The 23,496-nt window shown below is 35.6% G+C and carries 20 protein-coding genes; all 20 read left to right on the top strand.

The features are described 5' to 3' along the window. The first annotated feature begins 498 nt into the window (after positions 1-498). Positions 499-1,020: a DinB family protein gene (locus tag BUE24_RS07695; protein WP_073315428.1), complete on the top strand. Its 522-nt coding sequence runs from the start codon at positions 499-501 to the stop codon at positions 1,018-1,020. 157 nt (positions 1,021-1,177) lie between these two features. Next, positions 1,178-2,032: an AraC family transcriptional regulator gene (locus BUE24_RS07690; RefSeq protein ID WP_073315427.1), complete on the top strand. Its 855-nt coding sequence runs from the start codon at positions 1,178-1,180 to the stop codon at positions 2,030-2,032. Between the two features lie 99 nt (positions 2,033-2,131). Then, positions 2,132-2,467 (top strand): nuclear transport factor 2 family protein, encoded by a 336-nt coding sequence (locus BUE24_RS07685; RefSeq protein WP_073315426.1) that lies wholly within the window; start codon positions 2,132-2,134, stop codon positions 2,465-2,467. A gap of 21 nt (positions 2,468-2,488) precedes the next feature. Beyond that, on the top strand, positions 2,489-3,334 hold the full coding sequence (locus BUE24_RS07680; RefSeq protein WP_073315425.1) for an enoyl-CoA hydratase/isomerase family protein: 846 nt from the start codon (positions 2,489-2,491) through the stop codon (positions 3,332-3,334). A gap of 400 nt (positions 3,335-3,734) precedes the next feature. Next, positions 3,735-6,848 carry a VPS10 domain-containing protein gene (locus BUE24_RS07675; protein WP_073315424.1) on the top strand — a complete coding sequence of 1,038 codons (3,114 nt, stop codon included), beginning with the start codon at positions 3,735-3,737 and terminating at the stop codon, positions 6,846-6,848. 89 nt (positions 6,849-6,937) lie between these two features. Next, positions 6,938-7,396: an META domain-containing protein gene (locus tag BUE24_RS07670; RefSeq protein WP_073315423.1), complete on the top strand. Its 459-nt coding sequence runs from the start codon at positions 6,938-6,940 to the stop codon at positions 7,394-7,396. Positions 7,397-7,597: 201 nt separating this feature from the next. After that, positions 7,598-8,371, top strand: coding sequence for a hypothetical protein (locus tag BUE24_RS07665; RefSeq protein ID WP_073315422.1), 774 nt, complete (start codon positions 7,598-7,600; stop codon positions 8,369-8,371). Between the two features lie 190 nt (positions 8,372-8,561). Next, complete coding sequence (locus BUE24_RS07660) at positions 8,562-9,611, top strand: M14 family metallopeptidase (RefSeq protein ID WP_073315421.1); 1,050 nt, start codon at positions 8,562-8,564, stop codon at positions 9,609-9,611. Between the two features lie 56 nt (positions 9,612-9,667). Continuing rightward, a complete protein-coding gene (locus tag BUE24_RS07655; protein WP_073315420.1) occupies positions 9,668-10,597 on the top strand; it encodes a TolB-like translocation protein in 930 nt (309 codons plus the stop codon). Between the two features lie 159 nt (positions 10,598-10,756). After that, complete coding sequence (locus BUE24_RS07650; RefSeq protein ID WP_139241937.1) at positions 10,757-11,206, top strand: hypothetical protein; 450 nt, start codon at positions 10,757-10,759, stop codon at positions 11,204-11,206. Positions 11,207-11,262: 56 nt separating this feature from the next. Continuing rightward, a complete protein-coding gene (locus BUE24_RS07645) occupies positions 11,263-13,302 on the top strand; it encodes a S9 family peptidase (RefSeq protein WP_073315418.1) in 2,040 nt (679 codons plus the stop codon). Positions 13,303-13,705: 403 nt separating this feature from the next. Continuing rightward, positions 13,706-14,371 (top strand): ATP-binding cassette domain-containing protein, encoded by a 666-nt coding sequence (locus tag BUE24_RS07635; protein WP_073315416.1) that lies wholly within the window; start codon positions 13,706-13,708, stop codon positions 14,369-14,371. A 126-nt stretch (positions 14,372-14,497) separates the two neighbouring features. After that, positions 14,498-15,949, top strand: coding sequence for a protein adenylyltransferase SelO (locus BUE24_RS07630; protein ID WP_073315415.1), 1,452 nt, complete (start codon positions 14,498-14,500; stop codon positions 15,947-15,949). Between the two features lie 154 nt (positions 15,950-16,103). Further along, positions 16,104-18,527, top strand: a complete 2,424-nt coding sequence (locus BUE24_RS07625; protein ID WP_073315414.1) for a penicillin acylase family protein — start codon at positions 16,104-16,106, stop codon at positions 18,525-18,527. Further along, on the top strand, positions 18,520-18,876 hold the full coding sequence (locus BUE24_RS07620; RefSeq protein ID WP_073315413.1) for a hypothetical protein: 357 nt from the start codon (positions 18,520-18,522) through the stop codon (positions 18,874-18,876). The genes BUE24_RS07625 and BUE24_RS07620 overlap by 8 nt, the downstream gene beginning before the upstream one ends. Before the next feature lie 84 nt (positions 18,877-18,960). Continuing rightward, complete coding sequence (locus BUE24_RS07615; protein WP_073315412.1) at positions 18,961-20,364, top strand: AraC family transcriptional regulator; 1,404 nt, start codon at positions 18,961-18,963, stop codon at positions 20,362-20,364. Positions 20,365-20,589: 225 nt separating this feature from the next. Beyond that, entirely contained in the window at positions 20,590-21,609 is a 1,020-nt protein-coding gene (locus BUE24_RS07610; RefSeq protein WP_073315411.1) for a serine hydrolase domain-containing protein, read from the top strand. 37 nt (positions 21,610-21,646) lie between these two features. Further along, the gene (locus BUE24_RS07605; protein WP_073315410.1) at positions 21,647-22,249 is read left to right on the top strand and encodes a Crp/Fnr family transcriptional regulator; all 603 of its coding nucleotides are present in this window, start codon (positions 21,647-21,649) and stop codon (positions 22,247-22,249) included. A gap of 49 nt (positions 22,250-22,298) precedes the next feature. Next, the gene (locus BUE24_RS07600; protein ID WP_073315409.1) at positions 22,299-22,748 is read left to right on the top strand and encodes a DMT family transporter; all 450 of its coding nucleotides are present in this window, start codon (positions 22,299-22,301) and stop codon (positions 22,746-22,748) included. After that, on the top strand, positions 22,745-23,467 hold the full coding sequence (locus BUE24_RS07595; protein ID WP_073315408.1) for a GNAT family N-acetyltransferase: 723 nt from the start codon (positions 22,745-22,747) through the stop codon (positions 23,465-23,467). The genes BUE24_RS07600 and BUE24_RS07595 overlap by 4 nt, the downstream gene beginning before the upstream one ends. The last annotated feature ends 29 nt before the right edge of the window (positions 23,468-23,496 follow it).

The raw sequence follows: 23,496 nt of genomic DNA, 5'->3' as shown, positions 1-23,496 counted from the left end.
AGTTGCTCTAATAGAGTATATTTAAGATATTTAAATCGGGAAAAACTGGTCGCAGAACTTCAAGATATAAATTAGGCAAAAAAAGTAGAATTCTAATTACTAATTGAGTATGATGCTTTTTAATCCAATGGAGATTAATTCGATTGCTATTCAGGCATTGCAAGAAATTAAGGCAATATGATTATTGTAATTAGGGTACAATTTGGGTTATAAAACGTTTACATAAAATTCCATATATTTAAGTCTCATAAATAACTCATATTTTGAAAGTGATTCTGAAACTTATAGTAGCTTAATAATTAGCCAGTAAACACCTAAGGCTAATCATTCTTTCTTCGGATATTCTTCCGAACCAACTTTCATTTCATCTATGTATTCGTGTGTTGTTTGATCGGCATTACTAAGGATTCTAAGGTTTTTTAGCAATGTTTTCGATAGGTACTAATGCTATGATCACGCTCGAATCTTACATCAATTAAGCAAAAAATATAAGTACTCATGAAAAATCAAGAAGTCAAAAAGAATCCAGAATTTTTAGAATATGTTTTTAAGTTAAATGGGGATATTCAACTCACTGAAGCGTTTAAAAGTAGTTTGAAAGAAATTGATGAGATTGATATCGAGCAATTCAATAGGATCGGTTTAAAAACTTATGAAAAAGGAAAATGGACCATTCATAAAATCCTACAACATCTCATTGATTGGGAAAGAATTTGGTGTTTTAGAGCTATAATTTTTGCTCGTGCAGAAGGTACCATCCCAGACGCACACGATCAGGAAATTATGGCTAAAAACTCAAACGCAGATGAGCGTTCCATAGAGCAGTTGATCAATGAGCTTAGAACGGTACGCCAATCGACGATCCTATTGTTTGCATCTTTCAACGAGAAAATGCTCCAAACCAATTGCGTGTTTTTTGAATATGAAATGCCTTTGTATACGATTGGATTGACCATAACGGCGCATCAAATACATCACTTTAACGTAATAAAGGAGAGATATATACCATTAGATATGTAAAATTTATATCTATTACGGTTCATACAAAGCTAATATAGAATATAGCGCATGCCTCTTGGAGAATGCTTGATACTTTTCCATAAATCTGATATTTTAGTGGAAATTTAAAACGTTCAGAGGCCTGCGTTGTATCTGGATGTTAGCTATAATTTAAAAAATGCCAAGAACCATATTTGAAAATATCGTAATAAAAAAATTTGTAGAAGTAACCCATTTGGCCTTTTGCGAATATACCAGCATCCGATTTTTTGAAATATTGTTCATCGAAAAAGGCTCAGGTACTTTGGTCATTAATAAGCACAGGGTAAGATATAACGACAATCAAATTTTTATTTTAATTCCCAATGACCAGTATAATTTTGAAATAGAAACACCTACCACAGTATCGGCGATTAAATTTCTGAACAGTTTTTTTGGTGATATGCTATCCGATGAACATCAAATTCATCGAAAACAATGGTTTAAAAAAATTGAAACCATACTGCACGGCACAAATAGGACATCTCATTTAAACTTTCAATCAAAAACCGATGAAAGTAGTGTACTTTCCTTATTTATCGTATTGTGTAATGAGTATAATGATGAGAGTTTGAAAAGTGAAACTATTTTAAAATCTACACTATATGCTATACTTCACATTATATCTAGAAATGTAAGCTTTGTATCCACCAATGTTGTGGAATCCAAAATCCAGAGTATTATAAATTACATTCATTATCATGTTCATGATTCTGAAAAACTCTCCAAAAAGGCATTGTCAGACCAATTCCATATGTCTGAAAATTATGTTAGCCAGTATTTTAAAAGTAAAATGGGAATGGGGTTAAAAAAGTATATTCTCAACTACAAATTAAAATTGGCAGAAACACGTCTCAAGCACACTAATTTAACGGTTTCCGAAATTTCTCAGGAGTTAGGTTTTACGGATAGTAGCCATTTGGATAAGACTTTTATGGCATACAAAGGAACAACTGCGAGAGCTTATCAAACCAGCCTGAAAGCTCATAAATAATAACATCCTCGTTTTTTACTAAAACCTCTTTTTTTCTTACCAAAAGAAACCGTAGGTCCTATGGTAATTTTGCATTGTAACTTCAAAACAGCAGTTATAATGAAAAATTCACAGGACGTTTTTGAAAGCCATATGAAGGCTGTTGATACCTTAAATGCCTTCAATGTAGCAGAGGATTATACAGAGGACGCTTTGTTTATTACTCCCAACAAAACCTATAAAGGGAAGGGCGAAATCTTTGAATTCTACAAAGAGTTCTTACCCAATTTCGAAGATTTCCAATTCAACACTATTAAGCAAGAAGCTCATGGTAACGTAGTTTATTTTGTTTGGAATGGAAAAAATAAACATATCGATGTGCAATTAGCTACGGACACTTATATCATAGAAAACGGAAAAATAAAACAGCACACATTCGCTGCGGTAAATCATTAATAACAATTAAAAATTAAAACCATGGATTATAAAAATTTTCAAACATTCACAGCAGAACAAAAAGAGGGGATTTTGTACGTAACGATCAACTTTGGACCGGTTAATGTACAAGGACAAGAAATGTTGGCAGATTTAAGCAGTCTTTGTTTGCGATTAGAGCGGGATAGAAGCGTCAAAGTGGTGGTGTTTCAATCATCAAACGAAGGATATTGGGTGTGTCATTATGATACCAATTTATTACGAGACATGTCTGAAGAAGCTATACCTAGAAATGAAGTTAAATTACTTGATTTGCAGGCTGTTTTAGAACGATTAAGTAATGTTCCCCAAGCTACTATTGCAAAAATTGAAGGTTTTGCACGTGGTGGTGGACATGAAATGGCGTTAGCATTGGATATGCGTTTTGCCGCTCGCGGAAAAGCTAAGTTCATGCAAATGGAAGTAGGTATGGGTATTTTACCATGTGGAGGAGGTGCTTCACGTATGGCACGTCAAGCAGGACTAGGAAAAGCTCTGGAAATTATCTTGGGAGCAAGAGATTGGGATGCTGATGAAGCTGAGAAATTTGGTACTATCAATAAAGCTTTGGATGCAGATGAGATTGGACCCTACGTTGACGCATTGGCAGAACGAATTGCAAAATTCCCAGCAGAATCTATCGAAGCTTGTAAGCGCGCAGTGTACGCATCTATCGATCTTCCAATTGCCGAAGCTTTAAAAGAGGAAGCATATCAATTATACCAAGCAACGAGTAAAACACCGGCGATTAAACGTTTTACCATTGCCGATGAAAATGGAGCACAATTTGACCATGAAAATCAAAAGAATTGGGAAAATATGCTTATCGATTTACAAGAAATAAATTAAGTCACTATTAAGACTTATCCTGATATAAACGAATGTTCTTTTTAAGGGCATTCGTTTTTTTGTGGGCAAAAGTCAATTCGATTACAAAACCATAATAAAGTAGTCAAGATTTTTGGGATATACCGAAAAGAGGGATGTATACATAGGCTAAAATTATTTTTTCAACGGCTATCGCTATAAAACCCAATCACTTTTTATAAATTTAGCAAATAACATGTGGTGGGGCTTCAATTTCTAGGTAATCAGAATTCAAATCTAGGACTCTTGTCTCTGCACTTAATAGAGGCTGTTATACTTCACAATAATATATCCATATATAATGAATACATTTTTCACACGTTCATCTACATCCCAAACTAAACACAACTTAGGCAAAACATTGAAATTTCTTCTTATCTGCATGCTGCTACTACCGGTAAGTCATCATGCGCAAAAAAGGAAAAAGAAAACTCAAGAACCTATTTTGGAGCTTACTGATTCTTTGTTTCATGGTTTAAAATGGAGAAATATAGGTCCGTTTAGAGGAGGTAGAAGTGTTGCGTCTTCTGGAGTTATAGGGAAACCTCATACCTATTACATGGGCTCTACAGGAGGTGGTGTGTTTAAAACTACGGATGATGGTATTACCTGGAAAAATGTTTCAGATAAATTTTTTAAAACAGGATCTGTTGGAGCAATCACTGTATCAGAAAGTGATACCAATATTGTAGTCGTAGGAATGGGAGAACATGCAGCCCGAGGTGTGATGACTTCAATGGGAGATGGGGTATACAAATCGATGGATGCAGGAAAAACATGGACTCATACAGGACTAGAGAAAACCCGCCATATCTCAGATGTGATTATTCATCCCACGAATCCAGATGTCATTTATGTAGCGGCACAAGGAGCACAATATGCACCTACCAAGGAAAGAGGAATTTACAGAAGCGTAGACGGAGGTAAAAGCTGGGAACAAATACTATTCATAAATACAAATACTGGAGCATCTTCATTATCTATGGATATGACAAATCCACGTATTTTGTACGCATCCATGTGGCAACATCGTCGTTATCCTTGGCTTATAGAATCTGGAGGGGAACATTCTGGCTTGTATAAATCTACTGATGGAGGTGATACCTGGACCAAAACGAAAGAGGGATTGCCAACAGAATTTGGTAAATCTGGGATTTCTGTTTCACGAGCAAATCCAGAACGGGTTTTTGCGGTGATAGAAGCCGAAGGTGAAAAAGGAGGAGTGTATCGCTCTGATGATGCTGGTAAAAAATGGAAACAAGTAAACAAAAACCGTGTAAACATAGCCCGCTCCTGGTATTACATGGAGATTTTTGCCGATCCGCAAAATGAAAATGTAGTCTATGTTTTAAATGCTCCAGTGATGAAATCAATAGATGGAGGTAAAAGCTTTTCTAATATCCCGGTTCCTCATGGGGATAATCATCACCTATGGATCAATCCATACGATAACAACAACCTAATCAATTCTAATGATGGAGGAGCCAATATTTCTTTTAATGGGGGGAAGAGTTGGAGCACTCAACAAAATCAGGCTACATCTCAATTCTATCGAGTGATCACTGATAATTTGGTGCCTTATAATGTCTACGGAGGGCAACAAGATAATTCGGCAATTGCCATTACAAGTCGTACCAATGACCAAGGAATTGATTGGAAGGATTGGTATTCTGTAGCTGGGGGAGAAAGCGCTTTTATTGCATTTGATCCAGATAATCCAGAGACGGTGTATGGAGGAACGTATCAAGGTAATATCAGCAAGTGGACCAAATCGTCGAGAGAACAGAAAGCGATCAAGGAGTATCCAGAATTGGGATTGAGCATAGCCCCAGAAGATTCGAAATATCGTTATAACTGGAATGCGCCAATCATTTCATCACCTCATAATAGAAAAACCATTTATCATGCAGGAAATGTGGTTTTTAAAACAACAGATGGAGGTCTAAGTTGGACCACAATCAGTCCTGATTTGACAAAAAACGAAAAAGAGAAACATGGTCCCGGTGGAGGACCTTATACTAATGAAGCAGCTGGTGGAGAAAACTACAATACCCTTACTGCATTGGTAGAGTCTCAGCATCAAAAAGGTGTGCTCTATGCCGGTAGTGATGATGGTTTATTGCACATCACCAAAAATGGAGGTGAGAGTTGGGAAAATATAACACCTGCAGGTATTTCTGATGGTATTATAAATAGTATAGACATTTCTGAACATGATCCTGCGGTAGCGTATATAGTAGTGATGCGATACAAATCATTAGACCTTAATTCTTATATTTTTAAAACAAGTGATTATGGAAAAACCTGGGTAAAAATTGTAAATGGGTTGGAAGATCCTAATGGATTTGCCAGAGTGGTCAGAGCAGACAAAAAGCGAAAAGGGCTGTTGTATGCTGGTACAGAGACTGGTTTGTATGTTTCCAACGATGATGGAGCACATTGGCAACGCCTTACATTAAATTTACCAGTAGTTGCTATTAATGACCTCATCATTCAGGATAATGATTTGGTGGCTGCGACATCTGGTCGTGGGTTTTGGATCCTAGACGATTTGGGTGTTCTTCAGAATATGACTACAGCACAAAAAGCTGTTCAATTATTTCAACCAAAAGCCAGTTATCGCATTTTTGGAGGTGTTTCCAAGGCTGTAGGTCAAGGTCAAAATCCTAAAAGTGGAGTAACATTTGATTACTACTTGGGTAAAGATACGGATTCATTAGATCTTAAGTTGGATATTTTACAAGGAACAGAGGTCATAAGATCCTATACTAATAAGAAACCAAAAGACTTTAAAACTTGGCCAGGAGGTCCTTCCAAACCTCAAATCTTACCTTCAAAACAAGGATACCATAGATTTACCTGGGATTTTGATCGAGAGGCCATTCCTGCTATCAAAAAACTTTTTGTTTTTGGAGGCCATTCTGGATCAAGTGTTGCTCCTGGTACGTATACTTTGAGATTATCTCTAGAGGACGAAATTGTAGAAACGAAGGCAACGATTCTTTCCAATCCAGCAATTCAATCCACTCCTGAAGCTTTTGTAGAGCAACAAAATATCTTGGTGAATATAGAAAACACCTTGAGGGATATGCATGAATCTGTTATTCAAATGCGCTCTGCGAAATCGCAATTAACTCATTACGCCAAACTTTTAAAAGAGGAGGAGAAAGCAAAGGAACTCATTGAAAAAGGAGAAGAACTGCAAAAACGGATCAATAGTTGGGAAGAGCACCTGGTACAAGAGAAACAAAAAACATTTCAGGATGTCATTAATTTTAATAACAAACTCAATTCACAACTCATACAACTCCTAAACTATATAGACCAGGCAGATCCAAAAGTAACCAAAGGAGCCAAAGAACGGTTTGACGACCTTATGAAAGACTGGCAGGTATATAAAACCGAAAGAGATGCTATCATCAATACTGAGATGAATGCTTATAACAATTTGTATAAATCATTAAATATTCCGGCCTTAATAATCGAAAAGAATTAGATTAGTAATGAATAAGATATAGAGGAATTAAAGCCATAAATTGACGCAACCGATACTAGATTTTTTGATCTTTTAATAAACCTAGCGTTATGAAAAGTTATGCTCCTGTCAAAGTTTTTGTTCTCATAGTAACTTTAGTATTCATTATTGGAAGTTGTTCAAAGGACGATGGAGAAACATCTTATGATCTGAGTGGAGATTGGAAAGTGGCTTACTATATAGAGAACGGGAGAAAAATTACTAAAGCGGATAAAAATACATGGCCAGACTCCAATAATGGAGATATCACTGCAAGTTTTTCTAAACCCGATATTGAAGGCAAAGGAACTATTTCGGGAATAACGGTTACTAATAGTTATCAAGGCGAATATACTATTGATGGTATCGGGAAGATAACAATAGGATCGGTATACTCAACATTGATCAATGAGCCAGAATGGACTCAATTGTATAATATAATCGCTGTTCAAAGTTTTGAAATTCGAAATTCAGAACTTTTAATGTATTACAACGATGGTGAGATTATCATTGTTTTTGAACGCAATTGAAACTTGTTAAAACTTGTATTTTCTAGAGATTCTTATGTTCAAGTTCTGTAGTTTTTACCCACTCTCATAAGGTGCAGAAATTATCAGTTCTTTTTGTTAATTACTGTATCGACAATACCTTGGTTTCTAACCTTTTTACTAACTTAGTAGCTATTACAACCTATCATACGCAAACCATTGTACCACATATAAACCAACGATATGGGAAGAATACATTTGTTTGAATTCGAAGACCAGAAATGGTTCCCAAGTTTCCTAAGAAATTATGGAACTGATTTTTTACAATTTTTGTCCAACAAAACAAAAATGTATCAACCTGTTATCCCAATCCTTAAAAAAGGGCTGCAAAAAAATAAAACGAATCAAATCATCGATCTAGGTTCGGGAGGTGGCGGTGGACTTATTTGGTTAAATACAGAACTGAAAAAGGAAATCCCGGATTTGAAAATAGTGCTCACCGATTTGTACCCAAATGTTTCGGCGTTCAGGTTTACAAAAAAGCAGGCAGATAATTTTGAGTTTACAGAAACTCCAGTAGATGCACGAAATGCACCTTCTGAATTAAATGGATTGAGAACGCAATTTTTGTCACTACATCATTTTCAACCAAAGGATGCAAAACAGATTCTTCAAAATGCAATCGATACGAATAGTTCTATTGCAATTTTTGAAGCTCAGGAGCGAAGTGTACCTAGCATTATAGCCATGATTTTTTCACCAATTAGCGTCTTATTAACTACACCTTTTATAAGACCATTTAAACTGGGACGAATTATTTTTACTTACCTCATTCCAATTGTTCCATTATTTGTGCTTTGGGATGGAATTGTTTCTTCATTGCGAACATATTCTATTAAGGAAATGAATGCACTTGTAGAGGATTTAAAAGGAACAGAAAATTACGATTGGGAAATCAATAAAGTAAAATCGGGTCCAGGTGTTATTCTATATTTATTGGGGACGAAAAAAGAATGAAACTACCAGTTGCCGCATGGGGTAAAAGTTTACTAGGGACCTTTTACTTTACCCTCTAACAGTTAAAAATGATATAAAACTTAGCATAGCCAGGTCGTATGACCTCGTTTTTTGGTTGTATATTATTACTTTTATATCCGAACAACTATTACAGTTTTTTCCATAAATCTTAATCTAAAGGGCTACTAGAATGCGGACCATAACTTTATATCTTACCCTATTCTTTGTAACACAGCTCGTTACTTCTCAAAATGAATTTCAAAAGGCCTTTAGTTCAAGCACAAGACCAGGAATAGAGAACATTCGAATTAATTTTTCGGATACTGCGGGAAATGCTACCCATCTACCAATAACTATTATAAAAGGTAAAAATGAGGGACCTACCTTTACTATCGTGGCAGGAGTACACGGTTTTGAATATCCTCCAATTGTTGCTACACAAGCCTTGATGAAAGAAATTAATCCGGAACAACTTAGTGGAACTCTGGTTATTATCCCCATCGCCAGTATGGGCGCATTTTTTGCACGTACGCCCTTTATTAGTCCCGAGGATCAAAAGAATCTAAACAATGCATTTCCTGGAAAAGCTGAAGGCAGTGTAACCTATCAAAAAGCACACTTTATTACGACGAATATTATTCCGGTTAGTGATGTTTTTCTGGATATCCACGGGGGAGATGCTCCCGAAGATTTGATTCCGTTTGTGTGTTATTACAACAGTACCAAAAAGCCGGAACAAACGGCTTTGGCCAAAAAGCTATCGGTAAATAGTGGATTTGAATACGTGGTATCTTATCCCTATACCATTTCAGATACCGAACCTGCCAAGTATACTTTTAAACAAGCGGTACAAGATGGAAAAACAGCATTGAGTATCGAGTGCGGTAAATTGGGTAATGTTCAGGAAGATAATGTGAATCTAATTAAAAAGGGCGTATACAATATGTTGGCAACCATGAATATGTATTCTAGCAATACCACTGGAGCTCATCCTGATATCGTGTATTGCAATAGCCAAAGCTATATCAAGTCCAATGTACAAGGCATTTTTTATAGCCAACACAAAGCAGGAGATATGGTGAAAAAAGGAGACATAGTAGGGCATGCTACAGACGAATTCGGGACTGTTTTAGAAGAGTACAAATCTCCCAAGGATGGAGTGATTCTCTATAACCTGGCTACACCACCTATCAACATTAATGATACAGTGATGTGTATTAGTTCACAAGAAAAAGAATAGTGTGTATAGTTGCCTTTAGTACACTACAACAATCGTTAGCAAGTATTTCTTCAGTAATGAATAAACTTTTATTAATTTTCGTAATCATCTCAACACTTTTTAGTTGTAAAAAGAATACTATTTCGTATTTCGATGAAGAACTTCCTTCAGCAAGCCCTAAATTATTTTCCCCATCAATTGTTAATACTGACAGTATTGAACTTAATGTGGTTTTTAATTATGAGCATACAGAAATGTTCTTTTCAAGAATTATGAACAACAGTTTTGTTATTCACCATTCTGAACTGATCAATGGAAAATGGTCAGAAATTAAACCCATTAAGATGTATAACGACAATGTTATCGTTTCAGTTGCTTGTGACCCTACAATTACTAAAGACGGAAAAACAATGTATTTTCTTGGTGTTGACCCTAAGCTTTACAATAATGATGTTACCCGAGAAGAACTTTATACGATACCACCTGACATTTATATGAGTAAAAAAGTGAATGGTAAATGGCAATTAGCTTCTAAAGTAGATTTTTTGGTTTCCACCGAATATTTAGAAACCTATCCTGTTGTTACAGCAGATGGTAGCTTATATTTTCGCTCGAATAGACCAAGTAGTAAAGGAGGAATGCAGACATATCGTGCACAATATTTAGGGAATGAAAAATTTGAAACACCTGTTATCGTAACTACTAAGACAGAGAAAAAAGAACTGATAACCTATGTTTCACCAGATGAGCGGTATGCCATTACTAATGGACAAGGTAAATTTCAAATAACGTTTAATGATAACGGGGAATGGACAAAACCGAAAGAAATACCATTAAAATACGAAAGCAACTGGCGCTATTATTGCCCGTATATGTCTTCTGATGGAAAATATTTTATCTATTCCAGAAAATATAATAACCCTGAAAAAAAAGGATGGGCAGGTGTTGAAAAAGGAGAAGTGTATTGGGTAAATGCGGACTTGCTTTTCAATACAATGAATAATTAACTATTTGCTGGCAAATTTATGAATCGATTTGTTTTATGAACTTACAAAGGTGCAATGTTTGCAGAATGTAAAAGTTAATAACCAATGCTAAAAAAATCGAAAAAAGGTAACTTTTTCCTCTACTACAACATATACATTAAAGTTAACACTAAACTAAAAATGAATAGAAAAATATCTTCTGATATAACGAGAATCTTTCAGATAGCATTAATGGTGAAATTTATCATTTTATCAATTGTAGTTTTTATCCTGCTATTCATTTTTGACTTAAAAATAAACTTGATATTGTTTGCTTGTTGGTTGATTGGTATCTTCGTCTTACGTCAAATGGGGATTACCAAACTCAAAAGCGTCTATTGGAATGACCAATCTTTAATCATTGGACATGTGAAATCTAAACATTTAGTTCCATTAACTGATATAAAAATTGTTGAACGGACTTTTCTTTTTGACGACTTTCCTTATAGAATAAAGTATGAAGCATCTGGACAATTAAAAACATTATACTTTCTTCCGAAAAGTAAATTTTTTCAAGATTTTATCAGTGAAAATGAACTAATTGAACAACTAAAAAAGGAAATTAAAAGATCTAATACTAATAACATATAAACGTATTACAATAGGGTTTACACAAAACGTAATAGCTAATTATACCAAAGCAAATTATGAAAAGAGCATTCTTCATCACAATCGTTACTTTTTTTGCGTGCGCTATAAGTGCGCAAACCACAAAAAATCCTTCATTTGAAGAAGTGATTTCTTTGAGATCAGTATCCAATCCTGTCATATCACCTGATGGTCAACATATAGTGTTCGAATCACAATCTGTGGATTGGAAAGAGAATAAATATGATAGGGAATTGTGGATATCCAAAAATGGAGATACCCCTTTTCAATTGACAAACAATGCTGAAAGCAGAAGTAATAACCCTAAGTGGTCGCCTGATGGCAAATGGATTGCTTTTTTGTCTAAGAAAGGAAAAAACACGCAAATACAGGTGATTAGATCGGCAGGAGGAGAATCTTTTCAGGTAACCCATACCAAAAAAAACATTTCTAATTTCGAATGGTCACCAGATGGACAAAAAATTGCTTTTCTTCAATCCGAGGATAAATCCAAAGAAGAAGAAAAACGAGAAGACAAATATGGTGGCTTTGCCGTAGAAGATGCCGAATATAGCTTACGGCAAATTTGGGTTGCAGATTTTAATCCTGCGTTGTTAACTCAAATGCCGCTGCCAGAGCAGATTAAGGACACCGTGTATTCTGAAAAGTTAAAAGCCAAGTTACTAATCGATAGTGTTGCGTTTTCTATAAATAGTTTTAAATGGTCGCCAGATGGGCAGAAAATTGCTTTTGGACATCAACCTAACCCTACTATAAATGGCTTTTTTAAAGCGGATATCTCCATTTATGATATTGCCTCCAAAAGCCATAAGGTTTTGGTAAATAATCTAAGCTATGATGGATTGGAGGGGTGGTCTCCGGATAGTAAGTCAATACTGTATGAATCAAGTCTAAACGATAGTACTTCTAATTATTACAAAAACGGCAAGCTGTTTAGAATCGATTTGGATGGATCCAATACCAAACAATTAGCTAAAGATTTTGATGAAAATATCAGTAGAATTGTTTGGAATAAGAATGGAATATTTGGATTAGCCTGGCAAAAGACAGTTAGGCAGATGGTAAGAATAGATCCCAAAAATGGAACTACGACAATACTAACCAATAGCCCCAAAAGAATATGGAGTTATTCATTCTCTAAAGACGGAAAAAGAATAGCATATTCTGGAGTAAACGACGAAGATCTATCAGAGATCTATCAGAGCGAATATCCTATAAAAAACCCAAAGCGATTAACTCAATCCACACAGCAAATCCAGAATTGGTTAGCAGCAAAGAGTGAAGTTGTCTCGTGGAAAAGTAAAGACGGAGCTATAATAGAAGGTGTGCTACACAAACCTATGGATTATGATCCAAACAAGAAATATCCACTTTTGGTGATTATTCATGGAGGACCTACAGGAATTTCAACGCCAAGTGCTACACCTGCTTATGTTTATCCTATGATTCAATGGCTTAATAAAGGTGCACTGATATTAAGACCCAATTATAGAGGTTCTGCAGGTTACGGTGAAAAGTTCAGGTCATTGAATGTCAAAAATTTAGGAGTTGGAGATGCATGGGATATAATTTCTGGAGTGGATTACTTAGAAAATAAAGGTATCATTGATGGGAATAAGGTAGGCGCCATGGGATGGAGTCAAGGGGGATACATATCGGCTTTTCTAACGACAAACTCTAATAAGTTTAAAGCTATTTCTGTCGGTGCCGGCATTTCTAACTGGATGACCTATTATGTAAATACCGACATTCATCCGTTTACAAGACAGTATCTTAAAGCAACACCCTGGTCAGATAAAAAGATATACGAGAAAACCTCACCAATGACAAACATACGTAGCGCTGCAACACCAACACTAATTCAGCATGGAGAGTTTGATAGAAGAGTTCCTACGGCAAATGCCTACGAGTTATTTCAAGGGCTTCAGGATGTAGGAGTACCAACAGAGCTTATCATTTATAAAGGATTTGGACATGGTATCAATAAACCAAAAGAAAGGCTTGCTGCTATGTGGCACAACTGGCAATGGTTTGGTAAGTATATCTGGGATGAAGAAATTGAATTACCAGAAAAATAAAAAATGATATAGAACTAATGTATCAGGAAATAGAAAAAATGTCCTGAAACCTAATGTAACCATTAGATGGTATGGTTTAACAAAATTCGATATTAAGATAAATGATACTCAATATTTGGAAATGAACATTAGAGCAATTTGGAAATACTATGTAGACATTAATATGTTTAATATACCTTTTTCTCTGTTTTTTGGATTTACGTCCGGTATTTTCTGGAGCTTAATTATGTTTTCTTCCTTCGGTATTTTAATGGGATATATCGGATTTCATGCGTTTAAAAAGAATGAGTATTTTGGATATTACAATTTAGGTTTTACTAAATTCAACTTGATAAAAAAAGTATGGTTGATAAATGCTTCTATATCTTTTTTAGGGCTATTAATTTTTATGATATTCAGATAAATGAATGTGTTAGAAGTCACTGGTCTTAATAAATCCTATGGTAAAAAAGTAATCTTAAAAGACATTTCTCTTCAATGTAAAACAGGAGAAATAATAGGGGTTTTTGGACGAAATGGAACTGGAAAATCTACCTTGTTACAAGTGATTTTTGGTACGGTAAAAGCTGATTCAGTTCAGATCAAAATTAATTCGGAAATAATCACTCCCAAAGAAATTATTCCGTCCAAACAAATAGCCTATTTACCTCAAGATACATTTTTGCCCAAAGAGAAAACAGTACGAGAAATTATACCCATGTTTTTTCCAAATGGAGACGATCAGGATAAGATTTTTTATGCTCCAAAAATCGCAAGTTTAGAAAAAATAAAAGCAGGAAAATTATCTATGGGACAACTACGATATTTTGAGTTATTACTTATTGGAAATCTCAATCATCCATTTATGATGCTGGATGAACCTTTTTCAATGATCGAACCTCTCTATAAGGATATCATCAAAAACCTTTTGTACGAACTTAAAGAAACAAAAGGAATAGTTTTAACCGATCATTATTACAACGATGTTTTACAAGTAAGTGATCGAAATTTTGTCATCAAAGATGCTCAAAAAATTGAAGTAAGGTGTAAAGATGATTTGGTCAAATATGAATATTTAAACTCCAAATAGGAAAAGAAATTTTGCCTAACAAATCGTATCTTGCATAAGCTTCTTTTAGAGAGCAAACACTTCTTATGATATACTTTAAGAATAATTCGAATAAAGGTAACAACAGGATTACATACATCAGCAAACATGAAGAAAGACAATTGGCAGTTAGAGAACACTTATACCGAATTACCGGAGATTTTTTATAGCCTTCATCAGCCTGTACCCGTAACCAAGCCAGAACTGGTGTGTTTTAATGAAGTACTGGCTGATCAATTTGGTCTTGGGTTTTTAGATCAGGAGAACGAAAACATCGCAGATTATTTTTCAGGAAACGTAATCCCTGATGGAGCAAAGCCTTTGGCCCAAGCTTACGCTGGTCATCAGTTCGGCCACTTTAATATGTTGGGAGATGGTAGGGCTATTGTATTAGGCGAACAAATTGACACAACAGGCAAAAGGTTTGACATACAGCTAAAAGGATCTGGACAAACCCCTTATTCAAGACGTGGTGATGGTAGAGCAACTTTATATTCTATGTTACGAGAATACCTGATTAGTGAATCTATGTTTCATTTGGGGATACCGACAACCCGTAGTTTGGCGGTTGTTACTACTGGAGAAAAGGTTTTTCGTGGGCAGATGCATAACGGAGCTGTGCTAACACGCACAGCAGAAAGCCATATACGAGTGGGTACTTTTGAATATGCACGTCATTTTGGTAGTACAGAAGACTTGCGTGGGCTAGCTATGTATACCATAGAAAGACATTACCCAGATAAAAAAGATACAGACAATCCAGGGCTTGAGTTGTTAAAGACCGTAATGCACAAACAGATAGACCTGGTTGTGGATTGGATGCGGGTAGGATTTATTCATGGGGTGATGAATACCGATAATATGAGCATTGCCGGCGAAACCATTGATTATGGTCCCTGCGCTTTAATGAATTCTTATAACCCGAATACGGTATTTAGTTCAATCGATACACAAGGGCGATATGCTTTCGGTAACCAAGCTCATATCGCACAGTGGAACTTAACTGCATTTGCCAATGCATTGTTGCCTATAATTTCAGAAGATCAGAAAAAGGCTGTACAGCTTGCTCAAGAGGTTATAGATGGATTTCAATATAAGTTTACTGAAAGATGGTACAAAATGATGTTTGATAAGTTGGGTATTTCACATCCTGAAGAAAAGGATAAAGAATTGGTGGATAACCTACTCGCCCTAATGGAAACTCATAAAGCGGATTATACACAAGTGTTTTTAACGCTACAACAAGATACACTAATAGAAAACGCTCTTTTTAAGTCCGAGGATTTTAAAGATTGGAGACAAAAATGGGAAGCTACCTACTTACGTGAAGGTCTTGTAGGGCCTAGCCTAGAACTTATGAATCGATCGAACCCCAAAGTGATCCCGCGCAACCATTGGGTAGAACATGTACTGAATACAGCAGCTAGAGGTGAGATGGAACCCTTTAATGAATTATTAGAAGTACTCTCCAAACCCTATGATGATCACCCGGAGGATCTCCAATTTCAGCAAATACCAGAAGACTTCGATGCTGGTTATCAAACGTTTTGCGGAACCTAAAAAATAATCAGATAAAAAGATAAAAGTAGATGCCAAACTCTTTGGGTACTTATGTTTAAGTAATGGGAAAAAGGAAAAAATCAAACTGTATATTGACCCCATAATGTTAAAATAATATTTGGTATTTTTAGAGAGGTTATAATAGACACACTTAATGAAATACTTTAAACTTCTCATTTCCTTTGCACTCACCATTGGAATTTTTTACGTTTTAAATACCAAACTCGGCGCCATTCCTCCCTTAGGTAAATTTTTGAATCCAAATTCGGGCATTTGGCAAAATGAAACCGATGAATCCTTAACAGGAGAAATAAATGTCCATGGCCTAACAGATAAGGTAACAGTGCATTATGATGAATTAATAATTCCGCATGTTTTTGCTCAAAACGAGCAGGACCTGTATAAAGCCCAGGGCTACCTCACCGCAAAGCACCGTTTGTGGCAATTGGAGTTCCAAACCCATGCTGCTGCTGGACGCTTATCCGAGATTTTTGGTGAAAGAGCTTTAAATTATGACAGAACAGAACGCAGACGTGGTATGGGCTTTGGTGCGGATCAGGTGATGAAGTATATGGAGGACCATGATCCCAAAACCTTAAGTTTTGTGCAGAGTTATGCAGATGGGGTAAATGCATATATTGATCAACTTGATCCTAAAGATTATCCTGTAGAATACAAACTTTTGGATTATCAACCAGAAGCCTGGACAGCAAAAAAAACAGCCCTGTTGTTAATGTATATGACCAAAATGCTGGCAGGTTATGATGATGATCTTGAATACACCAATATGCTACGTATTGTTGGAGAAGAGAATTTTAATTTGCTCTTTCCTGACTTTTTTGATGTTACTGATCCGGTAATTCCCAAGGAGACCGATTGGAGTTTTATTGATGTGCCTCAGACAGAGTTGCCTGCCAGCCAAGCAGTTTTGGATACCATTGCCGAAACTATAGAAAAGCCTCATCCCGATAATGGAAGTAATAACTGGGCGGTTTCTGGAGCGAAGTCTGAAACTGGTAACCCGATACTAGCGAATGATCCGCACTTAGGGCTTAAATTACCTGCTATCTGGTTTGTGATGCAATTAAGCACACCAGATCACAATGCGTTTGGGGCTACGATTCCTGGTGCATTAGGAGTAATTTCTGGCTTTAACCAATATATTGCCTGGGGAGAAACCAATGCTACAAGAGATGTTATCGATTGGTATAAAATAGAATTCAACGAGGATCGTACGAAATATAAATATGACGGTCAATGGAAAGATGTTTCGGTTAGGATAGAAGATATTAAGATCAAAGGTCAAGAAAGTTATAAGGATTCTGTGCTTTATACCCATCATGGTCCTGTAGTGTATGATAAAAACTTTAAATCAGATAATGAGCGCTCAGGATATGCGATGAGGTGGATAGGTCATGATGGGGGGAATAACCAGAAAACATTTTTAGAACTCAATAAAGCAAAAAATTATGAGGACTACGTTAGTGCTTTACAATATTGGAATGCACCCGCTCAAAACTTCGTATTTGCATCAACCGAAGGAGATATAGCGTTATGGATACAAGGGAAATTTCCAAATAAATGGGAAGGGCAAGGGAAATTTTTGATGGATGGTAGTAATCCAGAAAACGATTGGCAATCCTATATTCCACAAAAATTCAATGCACATACCAAAAATCCCGAACGTGGTTTTGTGAGCTCTGCTAATCAGCATCCTGTAGATGAAAACTATCCCTATTTCGTTTTTAATGATGGGTATGAAACGTATAGAAATCGTGTAATTAACACCTTTTTTAATGCTAAGGATAAGTTTAGTGTACAGGATTTTAAAGATTTACACAATAATAATCTTAATCTTAAGGCTAAGGAACTCCTTCCATATATGTTTATACATATGGATATCACTTCCTTGTCAGAAGATGAAATAGAGATCTACGAAGAAATTAGAGCCTGGAATTTTAATAATGATATAGATGAGGTTGGGCCAAGTATATGGAGACAGTGGTATGGCAAATTGTACAAAATGCTTTGGGACGAATTTGATGTAGAAGATATGGCTTTGACTTCGCCGTATACCTACCAGACGATTTATCTGTTAAAAAACCATGGTCACCACGAGTTTATGGATATTGTAGCCACTAAGAATACCACTGAAACAGCAAAAGATTTATTCCTATTGGCTTTTAAAGAAGCGGCGAAACGTTTGCAAGAAATAAAGGAAGAAGAAGGAGACTACACCTGGTCCAATTACAAAGGAACTTATGCAGGTCACTTATTACAAGCCCTGCCGGCCTTTTCAAGATTTGATATACCTATTGGGGGAGACCGTAATATTGTCAATGCCACTTCTGAAGATCACGGACCTTCGTGGAGGATGATCGTAGAGATGACCTCGCCCCCAACAGCTTTGGGGATATATCCAGGAGGGCAGTCAGGTAATCCCGGGAGTAAGTACTATGATAACTTTATCGACGACTGGGCCGCTGGGAAGTACCACAGCCTGAATTTTTTACAATCTAATGAAGCCACTAGTGCGATTATTGGGACACAAACTTTAATACCAGCCAGCAATGACTAAGAATATCATCAATTTTATAGCCACTATTATATTGGGAGTAGTATTATCATTATTTCTACCGTGGTGGTCGGTAATGACAGCGGCTTTAGCTACATCTTTATTTATACCGCTTAAAAAAGCAGCTGTATTTTTTGTTCCCTTTTTGGCGATATTATTTTTTTGGGCTGTGTATTGTTTTATGTTAAGTAGTGCTAATGACTTTACACTGGCCAAAAAAATATCACAATTGTTACAGATAGGAGGTAATCCATATCTACTTATTTTGATTACAGGAGTGATAGGAGGATTAGCAGCTGGTATCGCCGCCGTTTTCGGAAAACAAGTCGTTGCAATTAGTAAAGGTAGATAAGGCTTTTAGAGAAACTGGCAATGCTACTTCAAAAGTAATCAAAGCGGTTTTTGTTTAAAGAGTGTAATAGTAGACAGGAATGAAATGAACGAAACAAACCGAGAGTACCTTAAAAGAATAAATGGAGTATTAGATGTTATTGAAAAAAACCTCGATACAGAGCTCTCGTTAGAGTATTTGGCTAAGAAAGCTAATTATTCGCCATATCACTTTCATAGAGTTTTTCTAACTGTGGTGAACGAAAGACTCAATGCATTTATTAATAGAAAACGAATAGAACGTATTGCTTCCATTCTACTTACCGAACCGGATCTTCCTTTAAAAGAATTGATTTACAAATATGGTTTCAATAGTGACAGCTCGTTTTCAAGAGCTTTTAAAAAATACTATAGGGTTACTCCAACTAGATTTAAATCAGAAGGTAAAAAAATACTTAGCAAGATTGGTATAGTTCCTTTTTCTTCTGAAAAATACATTTGTTCCATTGATAATAGTAAACAATGGATTAAAATGAATGGAAAAATTAGTATACAAGAGCTTCCCGAATTACAACTTGCCAGTATATCCCGTATAGGAGAATTTGATAAAGCAGGTGATATGTTTCAAAAATTGATGGAGTGGGGACATCAAAAAGGAGTATTAGATATTTCAAATTTCAAAGCAGTTACGGTCTATCACGATAACCCTAATGTTACAGAAGGATCAAAAATAAGATTCAGTACAGGTGTTACTATTAAGGAGGGTATCAAAACCGATGGAGAAATCAGACAGCTAACATTGAATAAAGGGATTTATGTCGTTGGACATTTCGAAATTAAGGCCGAAGAGATTTCCAAAGCCTGGAAAAGTATGAATGTTTGGGTCCTTGAGCATGATTATAAATTTAGAGATGGGGATTATTTTGAAATCTATCATAACGACCATAACACACATCCTGAACGGAAATTTATCATTGATATTTGTATTCCATTGGAAAAAACCGAGAATGTTAAACTCGAGGAAACTAAAACTATACATTTTTCGAACGGTAACGTCAATAATGATCACCAATACGCAGAAGGTTTAGATTATCATGAGTTAATAGCGTATATGAAAGAATTAAGAGCTTTTTTTGATAAAGAATATGAGGCCTTATTTAAACTCGGAAGTATTTATAAAGGAAACCCAGCGTATTCCTATTTTTCGTTAACAACAGAGCAGTTAAAAAAACAAAAACTTAAATTTGTTATGGTCTTGGACCATAAAACCTTATGTTTTTCGATTTGCTTGTCAGGTCAAAACAAAAGTATCCGGAAGAAGTATTGGAAAATTTTTAAAGACAGTGATTGGAATACTTATCATTTGGTTGAATCGATTGATAAAAGTTTATCGATCATAGACCATATTATTGTTAAAGAACCAAATTTCAGCAATAGAAGAAATTTAACCGAAAAGATCGAAAAGGAATCGATGAAGTTTATTCGGGAACTCAACGATATACTTGATTAATACAATATGATCATCTATCATGATGTCAATGTTTTTATCCAAAATTTCTCAGCACAAATGTTAAAAATACTTTCCAAAATGAATAGTAAAAAATTAATACTTGCGATCTGTTTATCGTACGGCATCACCTTTTCTTGCGCGCAGACTAAAAGTTCGAAAGATAGGTATAACGCTACCGCATTAGCTGTGAGCAAAGATAGCCTAAAGATATCGGCACAACGGCTTATGAAAAAACATAAAATCCCTGGGATGAGCATGTTATTGATGAAGAGTTTGGATACTATACAAACCTTAACATTTGGAGTACAACAAAAAGGAAAAGAAACACCGATCGACCAAGAGACGGTATTTTCGGCGGGCTCTGTCAGTAAAGTAGTTACCGCAATTTTAGCACTAAGGTTGGTAGATTCTGGGAAATTAGCGTTAGATACTGATATCAATACCTATTTAAAAGATTGGAAAGTCGAGAAAAATCAATTTAATAAAGATCAACCAGTAACTATAAGACATATCTTGTCTCATACAGCAGGATTTTCGGTCCATGGTTTTGCTGATTATTATCCGGGAGAAGCACTGCCAACATCAACGATAGCTATTCTGCAAGGTAAAAAGCCAGCAAAAAATAACGAAGTAAAATTAATCTTTTCAGTAGGAGAAAAATATCAATATTCTGGTGGGGGAACAACGGTCTTACAGAAGATCATTGAAGATGTTACCGGTTTACCTTTTCATAAGGCTGCCGCAAAAGAAATATTTGAACCATTAGGACTTAAAAGGTCAAGTTTTTTAAATCCGCTTCCAGAGGCATTTGGAAATATTGCCAAAGCCCATGACGAAAAAGGAAAGCCAGAAGCTTTGCCACGAGGTTATCAAGCCATGCCAGAAGCAGCCGCTTCTGGGTTGTGGATAACTCCTACGGATTTGTATGTGATTTTGAAAGCAACGATGACATCTCAACAAGACACTGGTTCCAAATTTTTGTCAAAGGGATTAGTTGAAGATATGATCACAGCAGAAGAAAATTCACATCATGGACTTGGCCCTAGAATCAATACAGAAAATGGGAAACATATCGTCGAACATGGAGGAGCAAATGATTCCTATAGATCTCTTTTTTATTTATTTTGGAAGCAGAAAGTGGGGTTCATTATAATGACCAATGGTAATAAGGGGAGAGACCTTATTTATGAGTTAAAACCATTAATAGAAAAACATTTAATGAAAACAAAAGTGAACACTTTGTAATATTGATTTTATGACAACAGTTATCAATCAGTAGGTAATGAACGATATAGAAGACTACATACCATTTATCAAAAAAGTTCTGAATACATACAGTGCGGTAAGCGATACGAATGTCTCATTGATTGCGTCAATTTCTGAAATAAAGCATTTAAAGAAAGGAGAAATGTTACTTGAGATCGGGAAGACTTCAAAACAAAAACACATTTTGTACAAAGGAGTCATTGTCTCGTATTATATCAGTGATGAAGGAAGTTTGTACCATAAAAATATCTTCCTAAAAGAGAATTTTGTGGGTTCTATGGTTTCTGCTTTAATAAATGAACCTTCAAATTTTGCGCTCGAGGCAATTGAACCTTGTATACTCATTAGTTTTGATTACAAACAATATCGCCAACTTATTGAGGAACATACTGAACTCAAGGACTTTTATATAGCCTATCTCGAAAAAAAATGGGTGCTCGATAAAGAAAAACGAGAGATCAATATTGTTTTAAAAGATGCCGAAGAACGATATCTTGATTTTATCAATGCCCACCCTAAGATTGAAGAGCGTATTCCTTTACATTACATAGCTTCTAATCTGGGGATTACCCCCACGCAATTAAGTAGAATTCGAAAAAAAATAAAAAAACACACCTGAATCAACATATGTAAAGGAAAAAGAACTTGTTCTTCTTGAACTTTGCAATATGAAATCAATATTAATATACACACTTGCATTTACGGGCGGGGTTTTTCTTGCCGTTCAAGCTGGATTCAACACACAGTTGGGTTCAATTCTTAAGCAACCTATTATTGCAGTAATATCAACTTCTATAACGAGTGTTGTTTTTGGTTTACTTATTTTGTTAGTTATCAGTAAAGGAAATATTCAGCTTCAAATCTTTGGCCAAGTACCTTGGTTTTTATGGTTTATCGGCGGATTATTTAGTATGATTGGTATAACACTTTATTTCTATACCATCCCAAAACTTGGAATTTCAAAAATGATTGCACTCGGTCTGTGCGGACAACTTATTTTTTCGTTAATAGCAGGGAAATTTGGTTGGTTAAACCTGCCTGTAGAACCCTTAACTGCAAAACGTCTGGTAGGTGCATTTGCAATGATTGTAGGAATCATCTTAATCAATTCAAAATGAAAAACGTAAAACGAAATATCAATAATTTGACCCGTTTATGGGGATTAGCAGGGAAAGCTTTTCAGGGATTTGAAGAAAAGTTAACGTATACCATTGCTAAAATAAATAATACGGAATGGCCTAATAGAATTTGGTCGACTTCAACACTATCTGAAGAGTCATTAAAAGAAATAAGTGTAAAAATGAAAGAATACCCTGAGTTGACCTTCTCCTGTTTTAATGAAATTCAGGAAGATAATTCCTTAGAGACTCAGCAGCTTTTTGCACTTAAATCGCTACAATACGGTATGAGTTTGCCTCTTAACGGAAAAAATGAAATCAAAAGAGAGCTAGAATGTATACTAGTAGATGATGAAGCCAAAGCTTTGTTATGGAGTACTGCTTTTTCTGAAGCTTTTGGATATCAAATCGCAGCAAATGTTGTAGTAAAAACTTGTGATGATGTGCGCTATTTTCTGATATATGATCATGGGAATATTGTAGGAACTGTAATGCTGGTAATCACTAACAACGTAGCCGGAATCCATAGTTTGGGCATTATTCCTGCTCAAAGAAAAAAAGGTTATGCATGGAATATCATGCAATATGTTTTGAATAGGGCAATTGACCTTAACTGTAATATAGCTACGTTACAAGCATCAGAGATGGCAAAAAACATGTATTTGAACATGGGATTTACAATTGATTTTTTAATGCAGAATTATACGCTAAAGGAATGAATACTGAGCGATATCAAAAACCCAAAATG

Source organism: Aquimarina spongiae (assembly GCF_900141785.1).
Taxonomy (GTDB): Bacteria; Bacteroidota; Bacteroidia; order Flavobacteriales; family Flavobacteriaceae; genus Aquimarina; species Aquimarina spongiae.
The sequence above is the reverse complement of the archived record's forward strand: the minus strand, read 5'-3'. Positions and strand labels throughout refer to the sequence as shown.

Coding starts and splice junctions, on each gene's coding strand:
- BUE24_RS07695 (WP_073315428.1), top strand. CDS start 499: ATGAAAAATCAAGAAGTCAAAAAGAATCCAGAATTTTTAGAATATGTT.
- BUE24_RS07690 (WP_073315427.1), top strand. CDS start 1,178: ATGCCAAGAACCATATTTGAAAATATCGTAATAAAAAAATTTGTAGAA.
- BUE24_RS07685 (WP_073315426.1), top strand. CDS start 2,132: ATGAAAAATTCACAGGACGTTTTTGAAAGCCATATGAAGGCTGTTGAT.
- BUE24_RS07680 (WP_073315425.1), top strand. CDS start 2,489: ATGGATTATAAAAATTTTCAAACATTCACAGCAGAACAAAAAGAGGGG.
- BUE24_RS07675 (WP_073315424.1), top strand. CDS start 3,735: ATGCTGCTACTACCGGTAAGTCATCATGCGCAAAAAAGGAAAAAGAAA.
- BUE24_RS07670 (WP_073315423.1), top strand. CDS start 6,938: ATGAAAAGTTATGCTCCTGTCAAAGTTTTTGTTCTCATAGTAACTTTA.
- BUE24_RS07665 (WP_073315422.1), top strand. CDS start 7,598: ATGGGAAGAATACATTTGTTTGAATTCGAAGACCAGAAATGGTTCCCA.
- BUE24_RS07660 (WP_073315421.1), top strand. CDS start 8,562: ATGCGGACCATAACTTTATATCTTACCCTATTCTTTGTAACACAGCTC.
- BUE24_RS07655 (WP_073315420.1), top strand. CDS start 9,668: ATGAATAAACTTTTATTAATTTTCGTAATCATCTCAACACTTTTTAGT.
- BUE24_RS07650 (WP_139241937.1), top strand. CDS start 10,757: ATGAATAGAAAAATATCTTCTGATATAACGAGAATCTTTCAGATAGCA.
- BUE24_RS07645 (WP_073315418.1), top strand. CDS start 11,263: ATGAAAAGAGCATTCTTCATCACAATCGTTACTTTTTTTGCGTGCGCT.
- BUE24_RS07635 (WP_073315416.1), top strand. CDS start 13,706: ATGAATGTGTTAGAAGTCACTGGTCTTAATAAATCCTATGGTAAAAAA.
- BUE24_RS07630 (WP_073315415.1), top strand. CDS start 14,498: ATGAAGAAAGACAATTGGCAGTTAGAGAACACTTATACCGAATTACCG.
- BUE24_RS07625 (WP_073315414.1), top strand. CDS start 16,104: ATGAAATACTTTAAACTTCTCATTTCCTTTGCACTCACCATTGGAATT.
- BUE24_RS07620 (WP_073315413.1), top strand. CDS start 18,520: ATGACTAAGAATATCATCAATTTTATAGCCACTATTATATTGGGAGTA.
- BUE24_RS07615 (WP_073315412.1), top strand. CDS start 18,961: ATGAACGAAACAAACCGAGAGTACCTTAAAAGAATAAATGGAGTATTA.
- BUE24_RS07610 (WP_073315411.1), top strand. CDS start 20,590: ATGAAAAAACATAAAATCCCTGGGATGAGCATGTTATTGATGAAGAGT.
- BUE24_RS07605 (WP_073315410.1), top strand. CDS start 21,647: ATGAACGATATAGAAGACTACATACCATTTATCAAAAAAGTTCTGAAT.
- BUE24_RS07600 (WP_073315409.1), top strand. CDS start 22,299: ATGAAATCAATATTAATATACACACTTGCATTTACGGGCGGGGTTTTT.
- BUE24_RS07595 (WP_073315408.1), top strand. CDS start 22,745: ATGAAAAACGTAAAACGAAATATCAATAATTTGACCCGTTTATGGGGA.